12 protein-coding genes and 1 pseudogene are annotated in these 15,130 nt (G+C 75.0%); 7 read left to right on the top strand and 6 right to left on the bottom strand.

Annotated features, from left to right (window positions below):
- Positions 1 to 601: S8 family serine peptidase (locus ACWGJO_RS12585; RefSeq protein WP_452183419.1), on the bottom strand; the 601-nt coding region annotated here is incomplete at its 3' end.
- A gap of 505 nt (positions 602 to 1,106) precedes the next feature.
- Between ACWGJO_RS12585 and ACWGJO_RS12580 the strand changes: the two genes are divergently transcribed.
- Positions 1,107 to 1,817: an AfsR/SARP family transcriptional regulator gene (locus ACWGJO_RS12580; protein ID WP_452183418.1), complete on the top strand. Its 711-nt coding sequence runs from the start codon at positions 1,107 to 1,109 to the stop codon at positions 1,815 to 1,817.
- A 74-nt stretch (positions 1,818 to 1,891) separates the two neighbouring features.
- Here ACWGJO_RS12580 and ACWGJO_RS12575 read toward each other — a convergent pair whose 3' ends face one another.
- The 4 genes from ACWGJO_RS12575 to ACWGJO_RS12560 form a co-directional block, all read right to left on the bottom strand.
- A complete protein-coding gene (locus ACWGJO_RS12575; RefSeq protein WP_452183417.1) occupies positions 1,892 to 3,082 on the bottom strand; it encodes an aminotransferase class V-fold PLP-dependent enzyme in 1,191 nt (396 codons plus the stop codon).
- Positions 3,083 to 3,094: 12 nt separating this feature from the next.
- A complete protein-coding gene (locus ACWGJO_RS12570; RefSeq protein ID WP_452183416.1) occupies positions 3,095 to 4,429 on the bottom strand; it encodes a pyridoxal-phosphate dependent enzyme in 1,335 nt (444 codons plus the stop codon).
- Complete coding sequence (locus ACWGJO_RS12565) at positions 4,426 to 5,967, bottom strand: Y4yA family PLP-dependent enzyme (RefSeq protein WP_452183415.1); 1,542 nt, start codon at positions 5,965 to 5,967, stop codon at positions 4,426 to 4,428. Before ACWGJO_RS12565 ends, ACWGJO_RS12570 begins: the two co-directional genes overlap by 4 nt.
- 293 nt (positions 5,968 to 6,260) lie before the next feature.
- Complete coding sequence (locus tag ACWGJO_RS12560) at positions 6,261 to 7,019, bottom strand: class I SAM-dependent methyltransferase (protein WP_387728934.1); 759 nt, start codon at positions 7,017 to 7,019, stop codon at positions 6,261 to 6,263.
- 312 nt (positions 7,020 to 7,331) lie between these two features.
- On the opposite strand from ACWGJO_RS12560, the pseudogene ACWGJO_RS12555 reads away from it, so the two are divergent.
- Together ACWGJO_RS12555 and ACWGJO_RS12550 are read left to right on the top strand one after the other, a co-directional pair.
- Positions 7,332 to 7,427 (top strand): annotated as a pseudogene (locus ACWGJO_RS12555) (universal stress protein); the annotation flags it as partial.
- A 151-nt stretch (positions 7,428 to 7,578) separates the two neighbouring features.
- Positions 7,579 to 7,791 (top strand): universal stress protein, encoded by a 213-nt coding sequence (locus tag ACWGJO_RS12550; protein ID WP_452183414.1) that lies wholly within the window; start codon positions 7,579 to 7,581, stop codon positions 7,789 to 7,791.
- A 36-nt stretch (positions 7,792 to 7,827) separates the two neighbouring features.
- Here ACWGJO_RS12550 and ACWGJO_RS12545 read toward each other — a convergent pair whose 3' ends face one another.
- The gene (locus tag ACWGJO_RS12545) at positions 7,828 to 8,907 is read right to left on the bottom strand and encodes a lactonase family protein (protein WP_452183413.1); all 1,080 of its coding nucleotides are present in this window, start codon (positions 8,905 to 8,907) and stop codon (positions 7,828 to 7,830) included.
- A 254-nt stretch (positions 8,908 to 9,161) separates the two neighbouring features.
- On the opposite strand from ACWGJO_RS12545, the gene ACWGJO_RS12540 reads away from it, so the two are divergent.
- From ACWGJO_RS12540 to ACWGJO_RS12525, 4 genes are all read left to right on the top strand, one after another.
- Complete coding sequence (locus tag ACWGJO_RS12540) at positions 9,162 to 10,991, top strand: glycoside hydrolase family 15 protein (RefSeq protein WP_452183412.1); 1,830 nt, start codon at positions 9,162 to 9,164, stop codon at positions 10,989 to 10,991.
- Positions 10,988 to 12,358 (top strand): glucose-6-phosphate dehydrogenase, encoded by a 1,371-nt coding sequence (locus ACWGJO_RS12535; RefSeq protein ID WP_387684498.1) that lies wholly within the window; start codon positions 10,988 to 10,990, stop codon positions 12,356 to 12,358. The genes ACWGJO_RS12540 and ACWGJO_RS12535 overlap by 4 nt, the downstream gene beginning before the upstream one ends.
- A gap of 8 nt (positions 12,359 to 12,366) precedes the next feature.
- Positions 12,367 to 12,918, top strand: coding sequence for a gluconokinase (locus tag ACWGJO_RS12530; RefSeq protein WP_452183411.1), 552 nt, complete (start codon positions 12,367 to 12,369; stop codon positions 12,916 to 12,918).
- A 797-nt stretch (positions 12,919 to 13,715) separates the two neighbouring features.
- Positions 13,716 to 15,083, top strand: coding sequence for a serine hydrolase domain-containing protein (locus ACWGJO_RS12525; protein WP_452183410.1), 1,368 nt, complete (start codon positions 13,716 to 13,718; stop codon positions 15,081 to 15,083).
- Positions 15,084 to 15,130 lie beyond the last annotated feature (47 nt).

Raw genomic sequence — 15,130 nt, 5'->3', positions numbered from 1 at the left:
CGCCGTGGGCGGCGTACGGGGAGCCCCAGTTGCTGATGTCCAGCGGCTCGCCGTCGGGACCGGCCGCGCCGACGGCGAGCACCGTCGGGACGGAGGCCGGCACCTGGGCGCAGTCGCAGCCGTCGTTGCCGACGGCCGCGACCACCAGGACCCCGTTCTCGTCGCACAGCCGCAGCGCCCGCTCCAGCATGGGGTCCGGCTGGGCGTCCGTGCCGGCTTCGCCGCCGCTGATGTTGATGATGTGCGCCCCCTCCTGCACGGCGCGTTCGACGGCCCGGGCCAGGTCCAGCTGCGGCACCCGGCCTTCGCCCGCGTCCGTGAAGACCGGCAGGACCAGGCCGCGGCAGCGCGGTGCGATCCCGGGGGCCGGGCCGTCGGGCCGGCCGAAGAGCAGGCTCGCGACGTGGGTGCCGTGCAGCGACATCGGGCCGTTGCCGGCCGGTTCGGCGACGAGCGTGTCCAGCCGGGTGAGGTCCGCGCCCTCGAAGCAGGGGTGCGACAGGTCGACGGGACCGTCCAGGACGGCGATGCACACGGACGGGTCGCCGAGGAGTTCGTCCTCGGGGGCGCGGACGTCGCGCAGCACCGATCTGGCCTTCATGGGGAATCGCCTTCCGGTGTCGGGCGGGGCCTCGGATGCGCTCCGCCGGGCAGCAGGTGGTGCCAGTCAACGGGGCGGCCGTCGCCGGAGTGTGCCGGGGAGCGTCACGGCCGGCGGGTGCGCGCCGTCGCGGGCGCGTCGCGTCCTCGTGACGGATCCGCCACGGCCGTTCGCCGCGGCCCGGGCCGGAGAACGCACGCGCCGTGACCGCCGGCGGTCCCGCCGACCGGGCCGGGTGTCCCCGGCGGATCGGCGGCTCCGCCAACACCCGTTCGGGGGCGGCCCATTAGGGTGTCGGCCGGTCGACTGCGGGGCGTGGCCGTAACGGTCGGCGTCGACGGCCGTGACACCCGGGCGGCGTCAGCGTGACGTCGCCACAACGTCCGTGCGACGCGGGTGCGACGGTGCTCCGGGTCAGGACGGACACGGCCGTGACGGGCCCGGGCCGCAACCGGGGCGCGCCCGAACGGGTGCGGGCGACGGACTGTCGGGACAGAGTGGGGGTGTGTTGTGGGACGGTCCGGGCATCGAGCTGTTGCGGGGCTTCGAGGCCACCGACGCGGGACGCTGTGTCTCCCTTCCGGTGAGTGCGCAGCACCTGCTGGCGTTCCTCGCCCTGCACGACGGCGGCGTCCAGCGTGGGGCGGTCGCCGAACGGCTCTGGCCGGACTGCACCCAGCGCCGCGCGGCCGCGAACCTGCGCACCGCCCTCTACCACGCGCGGCGCGGCCGGGCCATACCGGTCGAGAGCCCGGGGCAGTGGCTGCGCCTCGCGCCGGCGGTCCGGGTGGACCTGCGGTCGGCGCGCAGCTCGGCACGGCAGGTCGTGTCCGGGCTCGACCGCCTGCCGGCCAGCTGCGACGACATCGTGGACGACCTCGCCGCCGAACTGCTGCCGGGCTGGGAGGAGGAGTGGCTGACCCTGGAACGCGAGCGGTGGGACCAGCTGCGGCTGTACGCTCTGGAGGGTCTGGCCCACCAACTCTGCGACGCGGAGCGCTATCTGTCGGCCCTTCAGACCGCGCTGGCGGCGATCGCCATCGACCCGGTCCGTGAGACGGCCCACCGGATCGTGGTCGAGGTGCACCTCGCCGAGGGCAACCTCGCCAGCGCGCTGCGCTCGTACCAGCACTACCGCTCGTTCCTGCAGCGGGAGCTCAACGTCGCCCCCTCGCCGAAGATGACCGGACTGGTGCGGAACCTCCAGCGGATGTGACGGCCCGCCGGCGCCGCCCGACTCCACGTCGGCGGAGCGGCCCGGGCGCGGAACGCCGCGCCCGGGCCGGGCCGCTACCGCAGCCCGCGCAGCACGGAGAGCAGACGGTCGATCTCCTCCGGGCCGTTGTAGACGTGCAGGCTCACCCGCACCGAGCTCTCGCGCTCCCCGGCCCTTCCCTGGCAGTGCCCGTCGGCGCGCACCATCAGGCCGTGGCTGTCGAGGACGAAGCCCAGGTCGTTGGAGCCGATCCCGCGGTGCCGGAAGGTGACGATGCCCTCGCGCTGCTGGACCGCGGAGTCGGCGGCCAGGCTCGACCGGCAGCCGAGGACCTCGTACGGGGCCAGGGTGCGCAGCCCGTCGGTGAGCCGGGCGGCCAGGGCGGTGTTCCACCGCCGGATGCGGTCCGGCCCGGCGGCGTCGAGCCAGTCCAGGGCGGCTTCCAGAGCGGCGATCCCGCAGGTGTTGGGCGTGCCGTTCCAGCCGCCGGGGGTGAAGACCGGGCCCCGGGTGTTGCGGGCCCACACCGCGCCGGTGCCGGGCAGGGCCATGGCCTTGTGTCCGGAGAAGACCACGAAGTCGACGTCCAGCGTGCCGACGTCCACCGGCAGGTGGCCGACGCTCTGCGCGGCGTCCAGGCAGATCGGCACGTCCGGGCCGACCACGGCCCGGATGCGGTGGACGTTCATGTCGCCGCCGTACACGTGGTGCACATGGGTGGCGGCGACGAACGCCGTGCGGTCGGTGACGAGTCCGGCCAGCGCGCGGTGGTCGTAGTCGTGCGAGGCCGGGTCGTAGGGCAGCTCGCGCACCGTGACGCGCACGCCCTGGCCGGCCAGCAGCCGCTGGGCCTCCAGCCAGGGCAGCGCGTTCGCCTGGTGGTCGGCGAACGGCACGATGATCTCGTCGCCGTCCCGCAGGTGCTGGGGGAGCCAGTCCCGGGCCACCGTGCGCAGTCCCTCGGTCGTGCCGCTGACGAAGTGGACGCCGGAGTGCTGCTGCGGTGCCGGGTCGCCGAGGAAGCGGGCGACCCGGGTGCGGGTGCGGTCGACCAGTGCGGTGGTGGCGTTGGCCCAGGTGTAGGTGCCGCGGCCGGCGTTGGCGTTGGCGGTGGTCAGGTAGTCGTGGACGGCGTCGAGCACCGCCCGGGGCTTCTGCGAGGTGGCCGCGCTGTCCAGGTACGCCCGGTCCGGGTTGCCGGTGATGATGGGGAACTGTGCCCGCAGGTCGCGGTGCCAGTCGTGGAGCTCGGTGAGGGTGGTCATGGCCGGCTCCGCTCAGTCCCGGACCAGTGGGGCGCCCGCGTCGCGCCAGGCGATGATGCCGCCGGTCAGGCTGCGCGCGTCCTGGTGTCCCATCCGGGCGAGCAGCGCGGCGTACCGGGCGGACTTCTCGCCGACCGGGCAGGCCAGCAGCACCGGCTGGTGGGTGCCGAACGGCAGTCCGCCGTGCAGGAGTTCGTCGAACAGCTCGTCGACGATGTTGATCGAGCCCTCGATATGGAGGGCCGCGTAGGCGAACGGACCGCGCAGGTCGACCACGAGCGGCCGGTCCTCGGCGATCCACTTCCGGGCGGCGTCGACCTCGACGGTCCGGGCGGCGGCCAGCTCGGCCGGGGTCACGGCCTCCACCGAGTTCGGCCGGGCGGGCTGGTTGAACAGCTCGGGCCGGCGGCGGCGGACGTAGCTGAGGTAGCTCTCCACCCGGTCGCAGACGATGAAGACGGCGGTGTGCCGCTCGCCGCTCGCCCGCTGCGTCAACTCGGCTTCCACGGTGCGCAGGTGGCGCAGTGCGCCGAAGAGGGCGCCGCCGCCGGTCGGGCCGGCCGGCAGGCCGCAGCGGCGCAGCAGGGTGAGCATGCCCTCGATGGCCTCGTCGGCGGTGACCGACGCGATGGTGTCGTAGGTGGCGGGGTCGAACAGCCCGACCTCGTGCACCTCGTCGATGGTGCGGATGCCGGGGATGAAGTCGGACTTGTGGGCGACCAGTCCGAGCACCTCGACGGCCGGGTTGTGGGCGCGCAGCACGGCCGCGACGCCGGTGGACGAACCGGCGGTGCCGACGCAGGCGATGAAGTGGTCGGGGGCACGGCCGTCGAGGTCCCGGACGATCTCCGGCCCGGTGCCGGTGAGGTGGGCGTCGAGGTTGAGCGGGCTGTAGTACTGGTCGGTGTGCAGGTAGCCGGAGTCCGTCTCGGAGAGCATCCGGTGGATGCGGGTGAGCGGGTCGTCGGTGTCGGTCGGGTCGAGGCACTCGGTGCGGCCGGGCAGTTCCTCGATCTCCGCGCCCAGCAGCAGGAGCAGGTCCTTGACCTCGGGGACCTTCATCCGGTTGGTGACGCTCTTGAAGGGCAGTCCGTGCAGGCCGGCGATCAGTGCGAGCGCCTTGGCGGTGTTGCCGCTCGACAGTTCCACGACGGTGTCGCCGCGTTCGACGGCGCCGGGCAGGGCCTCGCGGGTCATGTTCCAGGCGGCGCGGTCCTTGACGGATCCGAACGGGTTGAGCAGCTCCAGCTTGGCGTACAGGTCGATGTGCCGCAGGCCGGTGACCGCCGGGTCGATCCGGACCAGCGGGGTGTTGCCGATCGCGTCGGTGATGCTGTCGTACCTCATGCCTGTCCGTCCCCCCGGTGTCCTGCGGCGGCCGTCACGTCGACGGGCCAGTACTGCTCGTCCAGGCGCCAGCGCCAGGCGCCGTCCTGCCGGTACGCGGCGACCTTGCGCGCCACGGGCTGGCGCAGGGCGCGGCCGGCGCTGAAGTCCATGAGGTAGCCCGCGGTGTTGGCGAAGGCGAGCAGGTCGCCGGGGGCGGGGAGGCGGGGCAGGAAGACCGTCCGGCGGGTGATCAGGTCGGTCTCCAGGCAGAGGTTGCCGATCAGGTAGACCCCGACCGGGTCCCCCGGCGGGCCGTCCGGTGAGCCGTCCGACGGGCCGTCCGGCGGGCCGCCCGACGTACGGGGAGTGGCCGGCGCACCGGGCCGGGGGATGAGCAGAGGGTCCATCAGTACCCCGTGCTCCTCCAGGCCGACGTCCCGCGCGTTCATCTCCAGCCGCACCAGGTGTTCGCCGGCCGCCGTGCGCCGGACCTCCAGGACGCGGGCGAGGGTGGCCCCGCACTGGTCGGCCAGCGCCCGGCCGGGCTCCACCGCCAGGTCGTACAGGTTCTCCAGCAGCAGGGTGCCGAGCGGCCGTCCGAGCGTGGGCGCCGGGTAGGAGAGCAGTTCGTCCAGGTAGGCCTCGGCGGCCACCGGGCGGTGCGCCGGGTACAGGCCGAGGGTGCCGCGCAGTCGGCCGGACTCGTTGCGCAGCCCGTATCCGTGGCCCTGCCAGGTCAGGGCGGGCCGCTTGCCCAGGACGGCGTGGGTCAGTTCGGTGGTGTACCGCTCCCACTGGCCGGCGTCGGCGAGGTAGTCGACCCCGAACCCGCCGCCGATGTCGACGGTGCGGGGCCGCAGCCCCCGGCGCCGGCACTCGTTCAGCACCGTGACGCAGGTTTCCAGGGCGACGGCCTTCTCCGGTACGCCGGTGGTGTCCAGGTGGTAGGCGACGCCGGTCGTCTCCACGGCGTCCCGGTGGCGTTCGAGCGCGTCGAGCAGTTCCGTCAGCTCGCCGACGTCGGTGCCGAACCGGCTCGGCCGGGTGAGGACGGTGGTCCCCGGTGCCCGGAAGCCCGACAGCCGGGGCATGACGCGCACCGGGGGCAGGGCCTGCTTGCGCACCAGGTCGGCCAGGTCGTCGAGTTCGGCGCGGGAGTCCAGGTGGACGGTGACGCCGGTGCGGGCCGCCAGCCAGAGGTACTCGCGGTTCTTCGGCCCGGTCGCCATGATCCGCTCGGGCGGGCAGCCGGCTCCGAGCACGTGCTGGAGCTCGGCGAGCGAGGCGACGTCCAGTCCGGCCTCGGTGGCGGCGAGCCGGCGGACCAGGGCGCTGGAGCGGTTCGCCTTGTGGGCGAAGTGGATCCGGCCGGTGAGGTGGTGCTTGCGGTAGACGGCCTGGAAGCGTGCCAGGTTCTCGGCGATCTGCTCGGGCAGGAGCAGGTTGAGGGGCGATCCCAGGGCGTCGGTGAGGGTGTGGAGGAGGTCGCGTTCCTCCAGGAGGGATCGGAGCGGGGGCTCCAGCCGTGGTTCGAGATACAGCGGTAAGGGCCGCATGCGAAACCAGCTCTCCGTGAGAAGTCGGCGGAGGGGGCCGCAGCCGCCGACAGGCTGCCCCGTGTCGGCCCGCGTCCCCCGGCGGTCCGCGCGTCGGCGTGGCGCGCGCGGTCGGACGCCGCGTGCGGCTCCCACCGCGGCGGGCGTCGGCGACCGAGGGAAACGCTAACCGTTTCCCTGGGTGATCAACAGGGCGCGTGTGCCACGCCCTCGCAAAGACTGTGCCGGTCCGGAAGCGGGTGCTCCGGATCGTTGTCCGGACGGGTCGTTCCGGATCGCTTTCCGGGCCGGGGTCAGCGCAGGGCGACCAGGACGGAGCTGGTGCCGTACTGCCACACCGGTCCGGCCTGCCGGAAGCCGGCCTCCCGGAGCAGTTCGCCGTGCCGGGCGGCCGACAGGCCGTTGCCGGCGCCGTCGGAGGGGGGCAGCTGCCGCTCGCGGGCCGTCAGCAGGTCGGCGAACTCGGGGACCCGCCCGGCCGCGGCCCACCACTGGGACCAGTCCTCGGCGGCGTCGGCGCCCCGGCGCTGGGCACGGCGCCGGCCGATCGCGAGGGCGAGCTCGGCGAGCGGCCGGTCCTCGGGGATCAGGTGGTCGCCGTTGACCAGGACGCCGCCGGGCCGCAGCACGCCGGCGAGGTCGCGGTAGATCCCGAGCAGCGCGTCCGGCGGTGGGTAGTGCAGCGCGGTGGTGGACACCACGGCGTCCAGCGGGCGGTCGAGCCCGAGATCCCCGACCCAGCCCGGGCGGCCGATCAGGGTCTCGATCCAGCGGGCGACCTCGGGGTGCCGGGCGCGGCCGAGGGCGAGCAGCAGCGGGTCGATGTCGACGGCGAGGATCTCGGCGTGCGGCAGGCGGGCGGCGACGCGCGCCGACAGCGAGCCGGGGCCGCTGCCGAGATCGGCGACGAGCGGCCGCCCGCGGTGTCCGACGGTCTGTTCCAGCACGTCGGCGATGACGGTGAAGCGCTCCTCGCGCTCCACCGCGTACCGCTCCTGCTGGCGTTCCCAGCGGTCCACCCAGGTCCCGGCCAGCGCGGCGTCCACTCGCATCCCGACTCCCGCCGTGTCCGTGCGCATTCGAGGCTTCGCCTTCTGCCAGTGTTTGTCATGTTCATCCGACCCCGCAACCGGTCCGGCACGAGGTATCCGGCGAAACGATATCCGTTTTCATGTGCAGGTTTCCAGTCGGTGCGCCCGCGCCGCCGACCCGGGCCCGCCCGTCCTCGGCCGCGGCGCACCCACCCGCCCGGACCAGCCGCACTGCGCGCCCGGTGCGGTCGGTACCAGGCTGGACACCGAGCCCGGTGACGGCGGACCACCGACCGGTGCGATCCGCCGCCGCCGCCGAGTCGAGGGGGAGCCATGGCCGACCGGCCTGAGGACAAGGGCCGCATCGTGGTCGGGGTGGACGGCTCGGAGCCGTCCCGGCGGGCGCTGCGCTGGGCCGTGCGCCAGGCGGAGCTCACCGGCGGTGCGGTGGTGGCGGTGATCGCCTGGGAGTACCCGACGTACCACGGCGCGCGCGGCTGGTTCCCCCCGGGGGATCACCGACGAGGCGGCGCTGGAGGGCCGGGCGCGGCAGGAGGCCGACCGGGCCGTCCGGCAGGCCGTGGGGGAGCGGCCGCCGGTCGAGGTGCGCACCGAGGCACGCCACGGCACCCCGGCCGGGGCGCTGGTCGAGGCGGCCCGGGGGGCGGACCTGCTGGTGGTGGGCAGCCGCGGCCTCGGGGGCTTCACCGGGATGCTGCTGGGCTCGGTGGCGCAGCACTGCACCCGGCACGCCACCGTCCCGGTCGTGGTGGTCCGCGCCGAGGAGGAGTGAGCGGCCGGGCGCCCGGAGGCGGGCCGGGCGCCGCGGTCAGCCGAAGAGCACGGTGGACGCCGACGGGACGGCCAGCGAGCCCGCCCGGCGGGGGACGCCCGTCGCGCCGTCCACCTCGAACCAGGTGACGTCGCCGGAGTGCTCGTTCGCCGCGTACAGGCGGGTGCCCGTGGGGCCCAGCACCAGGTCCCGCGGCCAGCGGCCGCCGCAGGGCACCGAGGTGACCACCCGGGCCCGCTCGCCCGTCCCGTCGAGGGCGAGCACCACGATGGTGTCGGTGCCGCGCTCCGCCGCCCACAGGAACCGGCCGTCGGGGGAGACCACCGGGGCCGACGGGGAGACCGGGCCCTCGACGCCCTCGGGGAACAGCGGGACCTCCGCGACCGGTTCGAGGGCCCCGGCCGCCGCGTCCCAGCGGCAGACCGTCACCACGGGGCGCAGCTCGCCGAGCACGTACGCGTGGCGGCCGGAGGGGTGGAAGGCCAGGTGCCGGGGGCCGGTGCCGGGCGGCAGCGCGGTCTCCGAGTGCGGGGCAAGCCCTCCCGTCGCCGGGTCCGGGGCGCAGATCCGCACCGAGTCGGTGCCGAGGTCGACGGAGAGCACCCAGCGCCCCGACGGGTCGGGGAGCACCTGGTGGGCGTGCGGGGCCCGTTGGCGGTCCGGGTGCGGCCCGCTGCCCCGGTGGCGCAGCACGGTGCTCGGGGGCCGCGGGGTGCCGTCGGCGGCGAGCGGCAGCACACTGACGCTGCCGGAGCCGTAGTTGGCGGTCAGCAGATGGCCCTGGACGAGGCTCAGGTGGGTGGGGTGGTCCCCGTCCACCGGGACCGGGGCACCGAGCGGGCGGGGAACCGGACCGGCGATGTCGTAGGCGGTGACGGCGCCCGGCGCGGTCTCGGACACGGCGTAGAGCACGGGGCCGCCCGTCGCCGGCCCGAGGGCGAGGTAGGACGGGTCGACGGCGTCGACGGCCCCGGTGGCGGTCAGCGCCCCGGTGTCCGGGTCCAGCGCGGCCAGCACGATCCCGCGCCCGCCCGTCGAGGTGAACGACCCGATGAAGGCCCGCCCCGCGCCCCTGTCCACCACAGCAACCTCCGCCGTCAGCCGTCCATCGTCCATCGTCCGCGCTCAGACGCTAGCAGCTGCCCCACCGTGCCCGGCAGGGCCGCGCGGGCGGCGGCGGGCCACGGGGGCCGTGTCCTTTTCACCGGAATGCACCGCAGCCGGCAGCGGCCGGATCGCGGACCGGCCCGATCCCCGGGAAGGTGGGAGCCGTCGGCCGGCGGCCGGTCACCGGCCGCCGGCGGAGCCGGAGCCGCACCGGGACCACCTCCCCTTCGACCGACTCCCCGGCACTGCGGAAGCGAGGCGGCATGCACGACCCCGACCCACCGTTCCGGCCGGTGCGACGGCGCCAGGGCTACCTGCCGCTGGAGGACCTCGGCCTGATCGGGAACGGCGCGACCGCCGCCCTGGTCGGCCTGGACGGTGCCATCCCGTGGCTGTGCCTGCCCCGGTTCGACTCCGAACCGCTGTTCTGCGGCCTGCTGGACCACGCGCGCGGCGGGCACTTCACCCTCGCCCCGGAGGACCTCGTCGAGGCCAGGCAGCGCTACGAACCGGACACCGGCGTCCTGATCACCGAACTGCGCGGCCCCACCGGCCTGGTGCGCGTCACCGACGCGCTGACCCTGCGCTCCGGCGCCGACCTCACCGACGACGTACCGGCCGACCGGGGCGAACTCGTGCGCTCCGCCGTGGTGGTGGACGGGACCGTCCGGCTGCGCGCGGAACTGGAGCCGCGCGGCGGCGCGCAGGCCCGGGCCCTGTTCAGCGGACTGGAGGTGCGGCCCCACCGGCGCCCGGACCTGCGCCTGCACCTGCGCTCCAACCGTCCGCTGACCGGCCTGCACGGCACCCACGAGCTGCGGCAGGGCGAGCGCCTGGACCTCGTGCTGTCCTGGGGCCGCTTCCACCGCCACCACCGCTTCGACACCGATGCGACCCTGAAGGGCACCGCCGAGGCCTGGCGCCGCTGGATGGGGCACTTCTCGTACGAAGGCCCCCGGGAGCCCCTGGTCCGGCGGGCCGCGATCACCCTGAAGCTCTGCGACGACTGGGCCAACGGCTCGCTGGTCGCGGCGCCCACCTCCTCGCTGCCCGCGCCGATCGGCGGGATCCGCAACTGGGACTACCGCTACAGCTGGATCCGCGACGCGGCGTTCGCCGTGTTCGCGCTGCGCCGGATCGGTTTCCGGGGCGAGGCCGACGCCTTCCTCGGCTGGGTCCTGGACGCCTTCGAGGCCAGCCGGGGGCCCCGGATCATGTACGACCTGCGGGGCGGCCCGGTGCCGGACGAGATCGAGGACGGCGAACTGGAGGGCTACCAGCGTTCCGCCCCGGTGCGCTGGGGCAACGGCGCGACCGACCAGCGCCAGCACGACGTGTACGGCGAGATCCTGGACTGCGCCGAGCAGTGGCTGCGCGCCGGCGGCGAGATCCAGCCCGCGCTCTGGGCCGGCCTGGCCAAGCTGGCCGACACCGCCGGGCAGGCCTGGCGGCAGCCGGACCAGGGCATCTGGGAGGTGCGCAGCGAGGGCCGGGTGTTCACCTACTCGGCGGGCCTGTGCCAGGTGGCGCTGGACCGGGCCGCGCGGATCGGCGAGCGGCTCGGCCGGCCCGCCGGGACGGACCGCTGGCGCGCCTCGGCCGAGGAGCTGCGCCGGCTCATCCTGGAGCAGTCCTGGGACGAGGACGCCGGGACCCTCAGTGCCCACCTGGACGGCGGCGGCGCGCTGGACGCGAGCCTGCTCGCGCTCCCGCTGCGCCAGGTGGTGCCGGCCGACCACCCGCGGATGGTGGCGACCGCCGCGGCCGTCGCCGAGCGCCTGTCGGCGGGCGGCGGGCTGCTCTACCGCTACCTCCACGAGGAGTCCCCGGACGGCCTGCCGGGCGACGAGGGCGCCTTCGTCCTGTGCAGCTTCTGGCTGGTCGAGAACCTGGTCGGCCAGGGCCGGATCGAGGAGGCCGAGGAGCTGTACGACTCGCTGTGCTCCCGGGCGAGCCCGCTGGGGCTGATGTCCGAGCAGATCGACCCGTCCACAGGAGAGTTCATGGGCAACTTCCCCCAGGCGTTCAGCCACATCGGGATCATCGCCGGCGGTGTGAGCCTCGGCCGGGCGAGGACGGGCGGGCGGGGATGATCGACCGGCTCGCGATCCTCGGCGCGACCGGGGACCTCAGCGCCCGCTTCCTGCTGCCGGCGCTGGCCGCGCTGCGGGCGGCGGGACACGTCGGCGACTCGCTGCGGGTGACCGGGGCGAGCAGGGAGGACTGGGACACCGAGCGGTACCGCGGCTGGGCCGCGGCCCGGCTCGACCGGCACGCCGGCGACCTCCCGGCCGGGGCCAGGGAGGCGGTGGCGGCCGCCGTCCGCTACCGGCGGGCCGACGTCACCGACCCCGCGGACGTGGCCGCGGTCGTCGCCGGCGAGGGACCGGTGGCCGTCTACCTCGCCCTCCCGCCGGCCCTCTTCCCCGCCGTGATCACCGCCCTGCACGCGGCGGGCCTGCCGGCCGGCAGCCGGATCGTGCTGGAGAAGCCGTTCGGCGAGGACCTGGCCGGCGCCCAGGAGCTGAACCGGCTGCTCGCCGACCTGCTGCCGGAGCGGGCGGTGTTCCGGGTCGACCACTTCCTGGCCATGACGACCGTCCAGAACGTCCTCGGCAGCCGGCTGGCCAACCGGGTGCTGGAGCCGATCTGGAACAGCACCCACATCTCCGAGGTGGACATCGTCTGGGACGAGACGCTGGCGCTGGAGGGGCGGGCCGGGTACTACGACCAGGTCGGGGCGCTCAAGGACATGATCCAGAACCATCTGCTGCAGCTGCTCTGCCTGGTGGCCATGGAGCCGCCGATCACGCTCGGCGAACGGGACCTGCGCAACCGCAAGGTGGACGTGCTGCGCTCCGTACGGCCGCTGACCGAGCACGACGTGGTGCACCGCACCCGCCGGGCCCGCTACCTGCCCGGCCGGATCGGGGAGCGCGACGTCCCCGCCTACGCCGAGGAGGAGGGCGTCGACCCGGAGCGCCGCACCGAGACCTTCGCCGAGGTGGAACTGGAGCTGACCAGCTGGCGGTGGGCCGGGACGAGGTTCCGGCTGCGCAGCGGCAAGGCCCTGGGCGAGGACCGCAAGGAGGTCGCGGTGCACTTCCGCCCGGTGCCCCACCTGCCGTTCGGCCAGGGTGAGGAGGCCCGGCCCAATGTGCTGCGCTTCGAGCTGGAGCCGGAGGGGCTGACCCTGGACCTGACCGGCATCGGCGCCCACGCCCACGGGCTGGCCCCGTTCTCGATGACCGCGCGGATGGACCCGCAGGAGCTGCCCGCCTACGGCCGGCTGCTGCTGGACGTCCTGAACGGGGACCCGGCGCTGTCCATCCGCGGCGACGAGGCCGAGGAGGCCTGGAGGGTGCTCGAACCGGTGCTGACCGGCTGGGAGCGGGGCCTGGTGCCGCTGGAGGAGTACCCGGCCGGCTCGCAGGGGCCGCCCCCGCAGTTCTGGGGGTAGGGGCGCCGATGGCCCCGGGCAACGAGCGCCGCGCCCCGTGCGTCGTGGTCATGGGGGTGGCCGGCACCGGCAAGTCGACGGTGGGCCGGCTGCTCGCGGAGCGCCTGGAGGTGCCCTTCGCGGACGGGGACGACTTCCACTGGCAGGACTCCATCGCCCGGATGGCGGCCGGCATCCCGCTCGACGACGGGCGGCGCCGGCCCTGGCTGGAGGCCGTCGGGCGGTGGCTGCGCGAACGGGACGCGGTGGGCACCGGTGGTGTGGTCACCTGCTCCGCGCTGAAGCGGCGCTACCGGGACGTCCTGCGGGAGGCGGGCCCGGACGCCTTCTTCCTGCATCTGACGGGGAGCCGCGAGCTGCTGGCGGAGCGGATCGGCGGGCGCACCGGTCACTTCATGCCGGGGTCGCTGCTCGGTTCGCAGCTCGCCGCGCTCGAACCGCTCCAGCCGGACGAGCGGGGTGCGGTGCTGGACGTCGGCCCGGCCCCCGGGGTGCTCGTCGACGCCGCGCTGGACCTGTTGTCGCGTCCGGGCGGTTTCACTCACGGCTCACCCGATTGATTCCATTGCGTTCCGGCACTTCCGTCACAGTCGTCCGGGAAATCACTCGAATATTGCTGCGAATAGCTGTTCGAGTGGCTGGTGAGATCTGAACCTCATATTTTCGGCCAAAGAATTCGAGCCCGTTCTCGGGTGATCCGGGCACGGCCGGGAGTCGCACCAGGGATTTTGGCGTTCCGATTACCGACGGAGTCGCTTTCCGTTCAATCGGAAGGGGTTGCGAGCGGCTGACCCGCCGTGAAGACTGTTGCGCGTTCGTCGTCCGGGCGTTCGGGACGGCAGGGATTCTGCGGCTCCCCGGCCGCGTCGGCGCGTTCCGCGCGACGGGTGCGGGGACGGATCGCAAACAGGGGGGATGGACATGCCGAGTGCGGCCATTGCGCAGGTGGGGGCCGGGAGAGCGGCTGGTCGCCGGGGGACGGGATTCTGTCCGACCGTCCCGGCGGGGTAGGGTATTCGGCCGTTCGCGGTTCACCGCGCGCCGGCCCGCCGTTCATCGCGGGCGGGGAATTCGGGTCGCATTCGCACCGTCCGCCCCGGGCGCGTCGACGCGCCCCCGGAACGGCATCCGTGAGGGCGGGGGCGGCGCCCGGTCGCGGGTGCCGCGGGGATTCCCGATGCCGGGCCGGCCGGTCGTGGGCGACGGGGCTTCCCGCGATTCCCCTCGTTCCCGAGCGTCCTGAAGCGGGCGGCGCCGACGGCCGGAAATTCCCCGCTGTGCCGCACTCCGATCCGCAATTCCATTGCGGGCGCCCGGCGCGCCCGCACCCGAGAACCAGTCAACGGGAGCTTCCGCCATGCCCTACGCCAGCCCGGCGCCCGTACGAGAACGGGCGCCGCAGATCCTGCGCAGCGAGCTGCAGCACCGGCTCGACACGCTCGCGCGCGCCCACCGGGTGCCCGGTGCCCAGCTGGTGCTGGACACCGGTGCGGAGACCGTCGCCCTGCACACCGGGGTGGCCGACACCGCCACCGCGGAGCCCTTCACCGAGGACACCGCCGTTCCGGTGGGATCGCTCACCAAGCCCTACACGGCCGCCCTGGTGATGCTGCTCGCCGACGACGGCGACCTCGACCTCGACGAGCCGGCCGCCGAGCACCTTCCGGAGCTCCGGCAGCTGCCTGAAGTAACGATTCGTCACCTCCTCGGCCACACCGGCGGACTGCCCACCGGGCCGGACTCCGACGCCGCTGCCCGCACCACCGCCACCCGCTACCTGTCCGCCGTGTGCACCGCCCCGGACGCGCTGTTCCGGCCCGGGACGGACTTCTCCTACTCCAACGCCGGCTACGTCGCCGCCGGGCGCCTGGTCGAGACGGTGACCGGGATGCCCTGGCGGGAGGCGGTGCGCGCCCTGCTGCTCGAACCCTTCGGCACCGGGCCGGTGTTCGTCGACACGGCCGCGCCCGGGCGGCCGGTCGCCGCCGGCCACGCGCTCAACGCCGCGACCGGCCGGCCCCGGGCGGTGCGGCAGAACCTGGCCCCGCTGGAAGCCCCGGCCGGCGCCCTGCTGGCCGGCGCCGCGGACCTCGCCGCCCTCGGCGCCGCCCTGGTCGGCCGGTCCAAGACGCTGCCCCCGGACGTCGCCGAGCTGATGCGCCGCCCGCAGCCCGCCGCCCGGCCGGGAGCGCTCGCGGACGGCTGGGGCGCCGGCGTTGCGCTCTACCGGCAGGACGGGCGGTTCTGGTGCGGCCACGACGGCAACGCCATGGGCACCTCCTGCCACCTGCGGGCCGACCCGGACAGCGGAGTGGTGGTCGCCTTCACCGGCAACGCCGGCGCCGCCACCGCGCTCTGGCGCGAACTCGCGGCCGAACTGGAGGAGTCGGCCGGGCTGCGGGTGCCCGCGGCGATCGAACCGGTGGACGCGCGGGGGGCCGTGCCGCTCGCCGAACCCGGGACCCTGGCCGGATGCGCGGGCGACTACCGCAACGGCTCGGTCCGCTACCGGATCGAGGCGGCCGGCGACGGAACGGCCACCCTCTCGGTCGACGGCGACCCGCCGATCCCGCTGCGCTGCTACACCGACCTCTCCTACGACCTGCTCGCCCCCGACACCGGCCGCCCCGAGCCCGGCGGACGCTTCCACCGGGACCTGGCCACCGGCCGCGTCGACCGGGTGCAGGTCTCCGGGCGCACGGCCCGCCGGGCCGCCTCCGGCTGAGCCGGTCGGCCCCGCATCCGTACGCCCGACCCCCGCAGCGCCTGCCC

The sequence above is a fragment of the Kitasatospora sp. NPDC054795 genome (genome assembly GCF_053611565.1).
The sequence above is the reverse complement of the archived record's forward strand: the minus strand, read 5'-3'. Positions and strand labels throughout refer to the sequence as shown.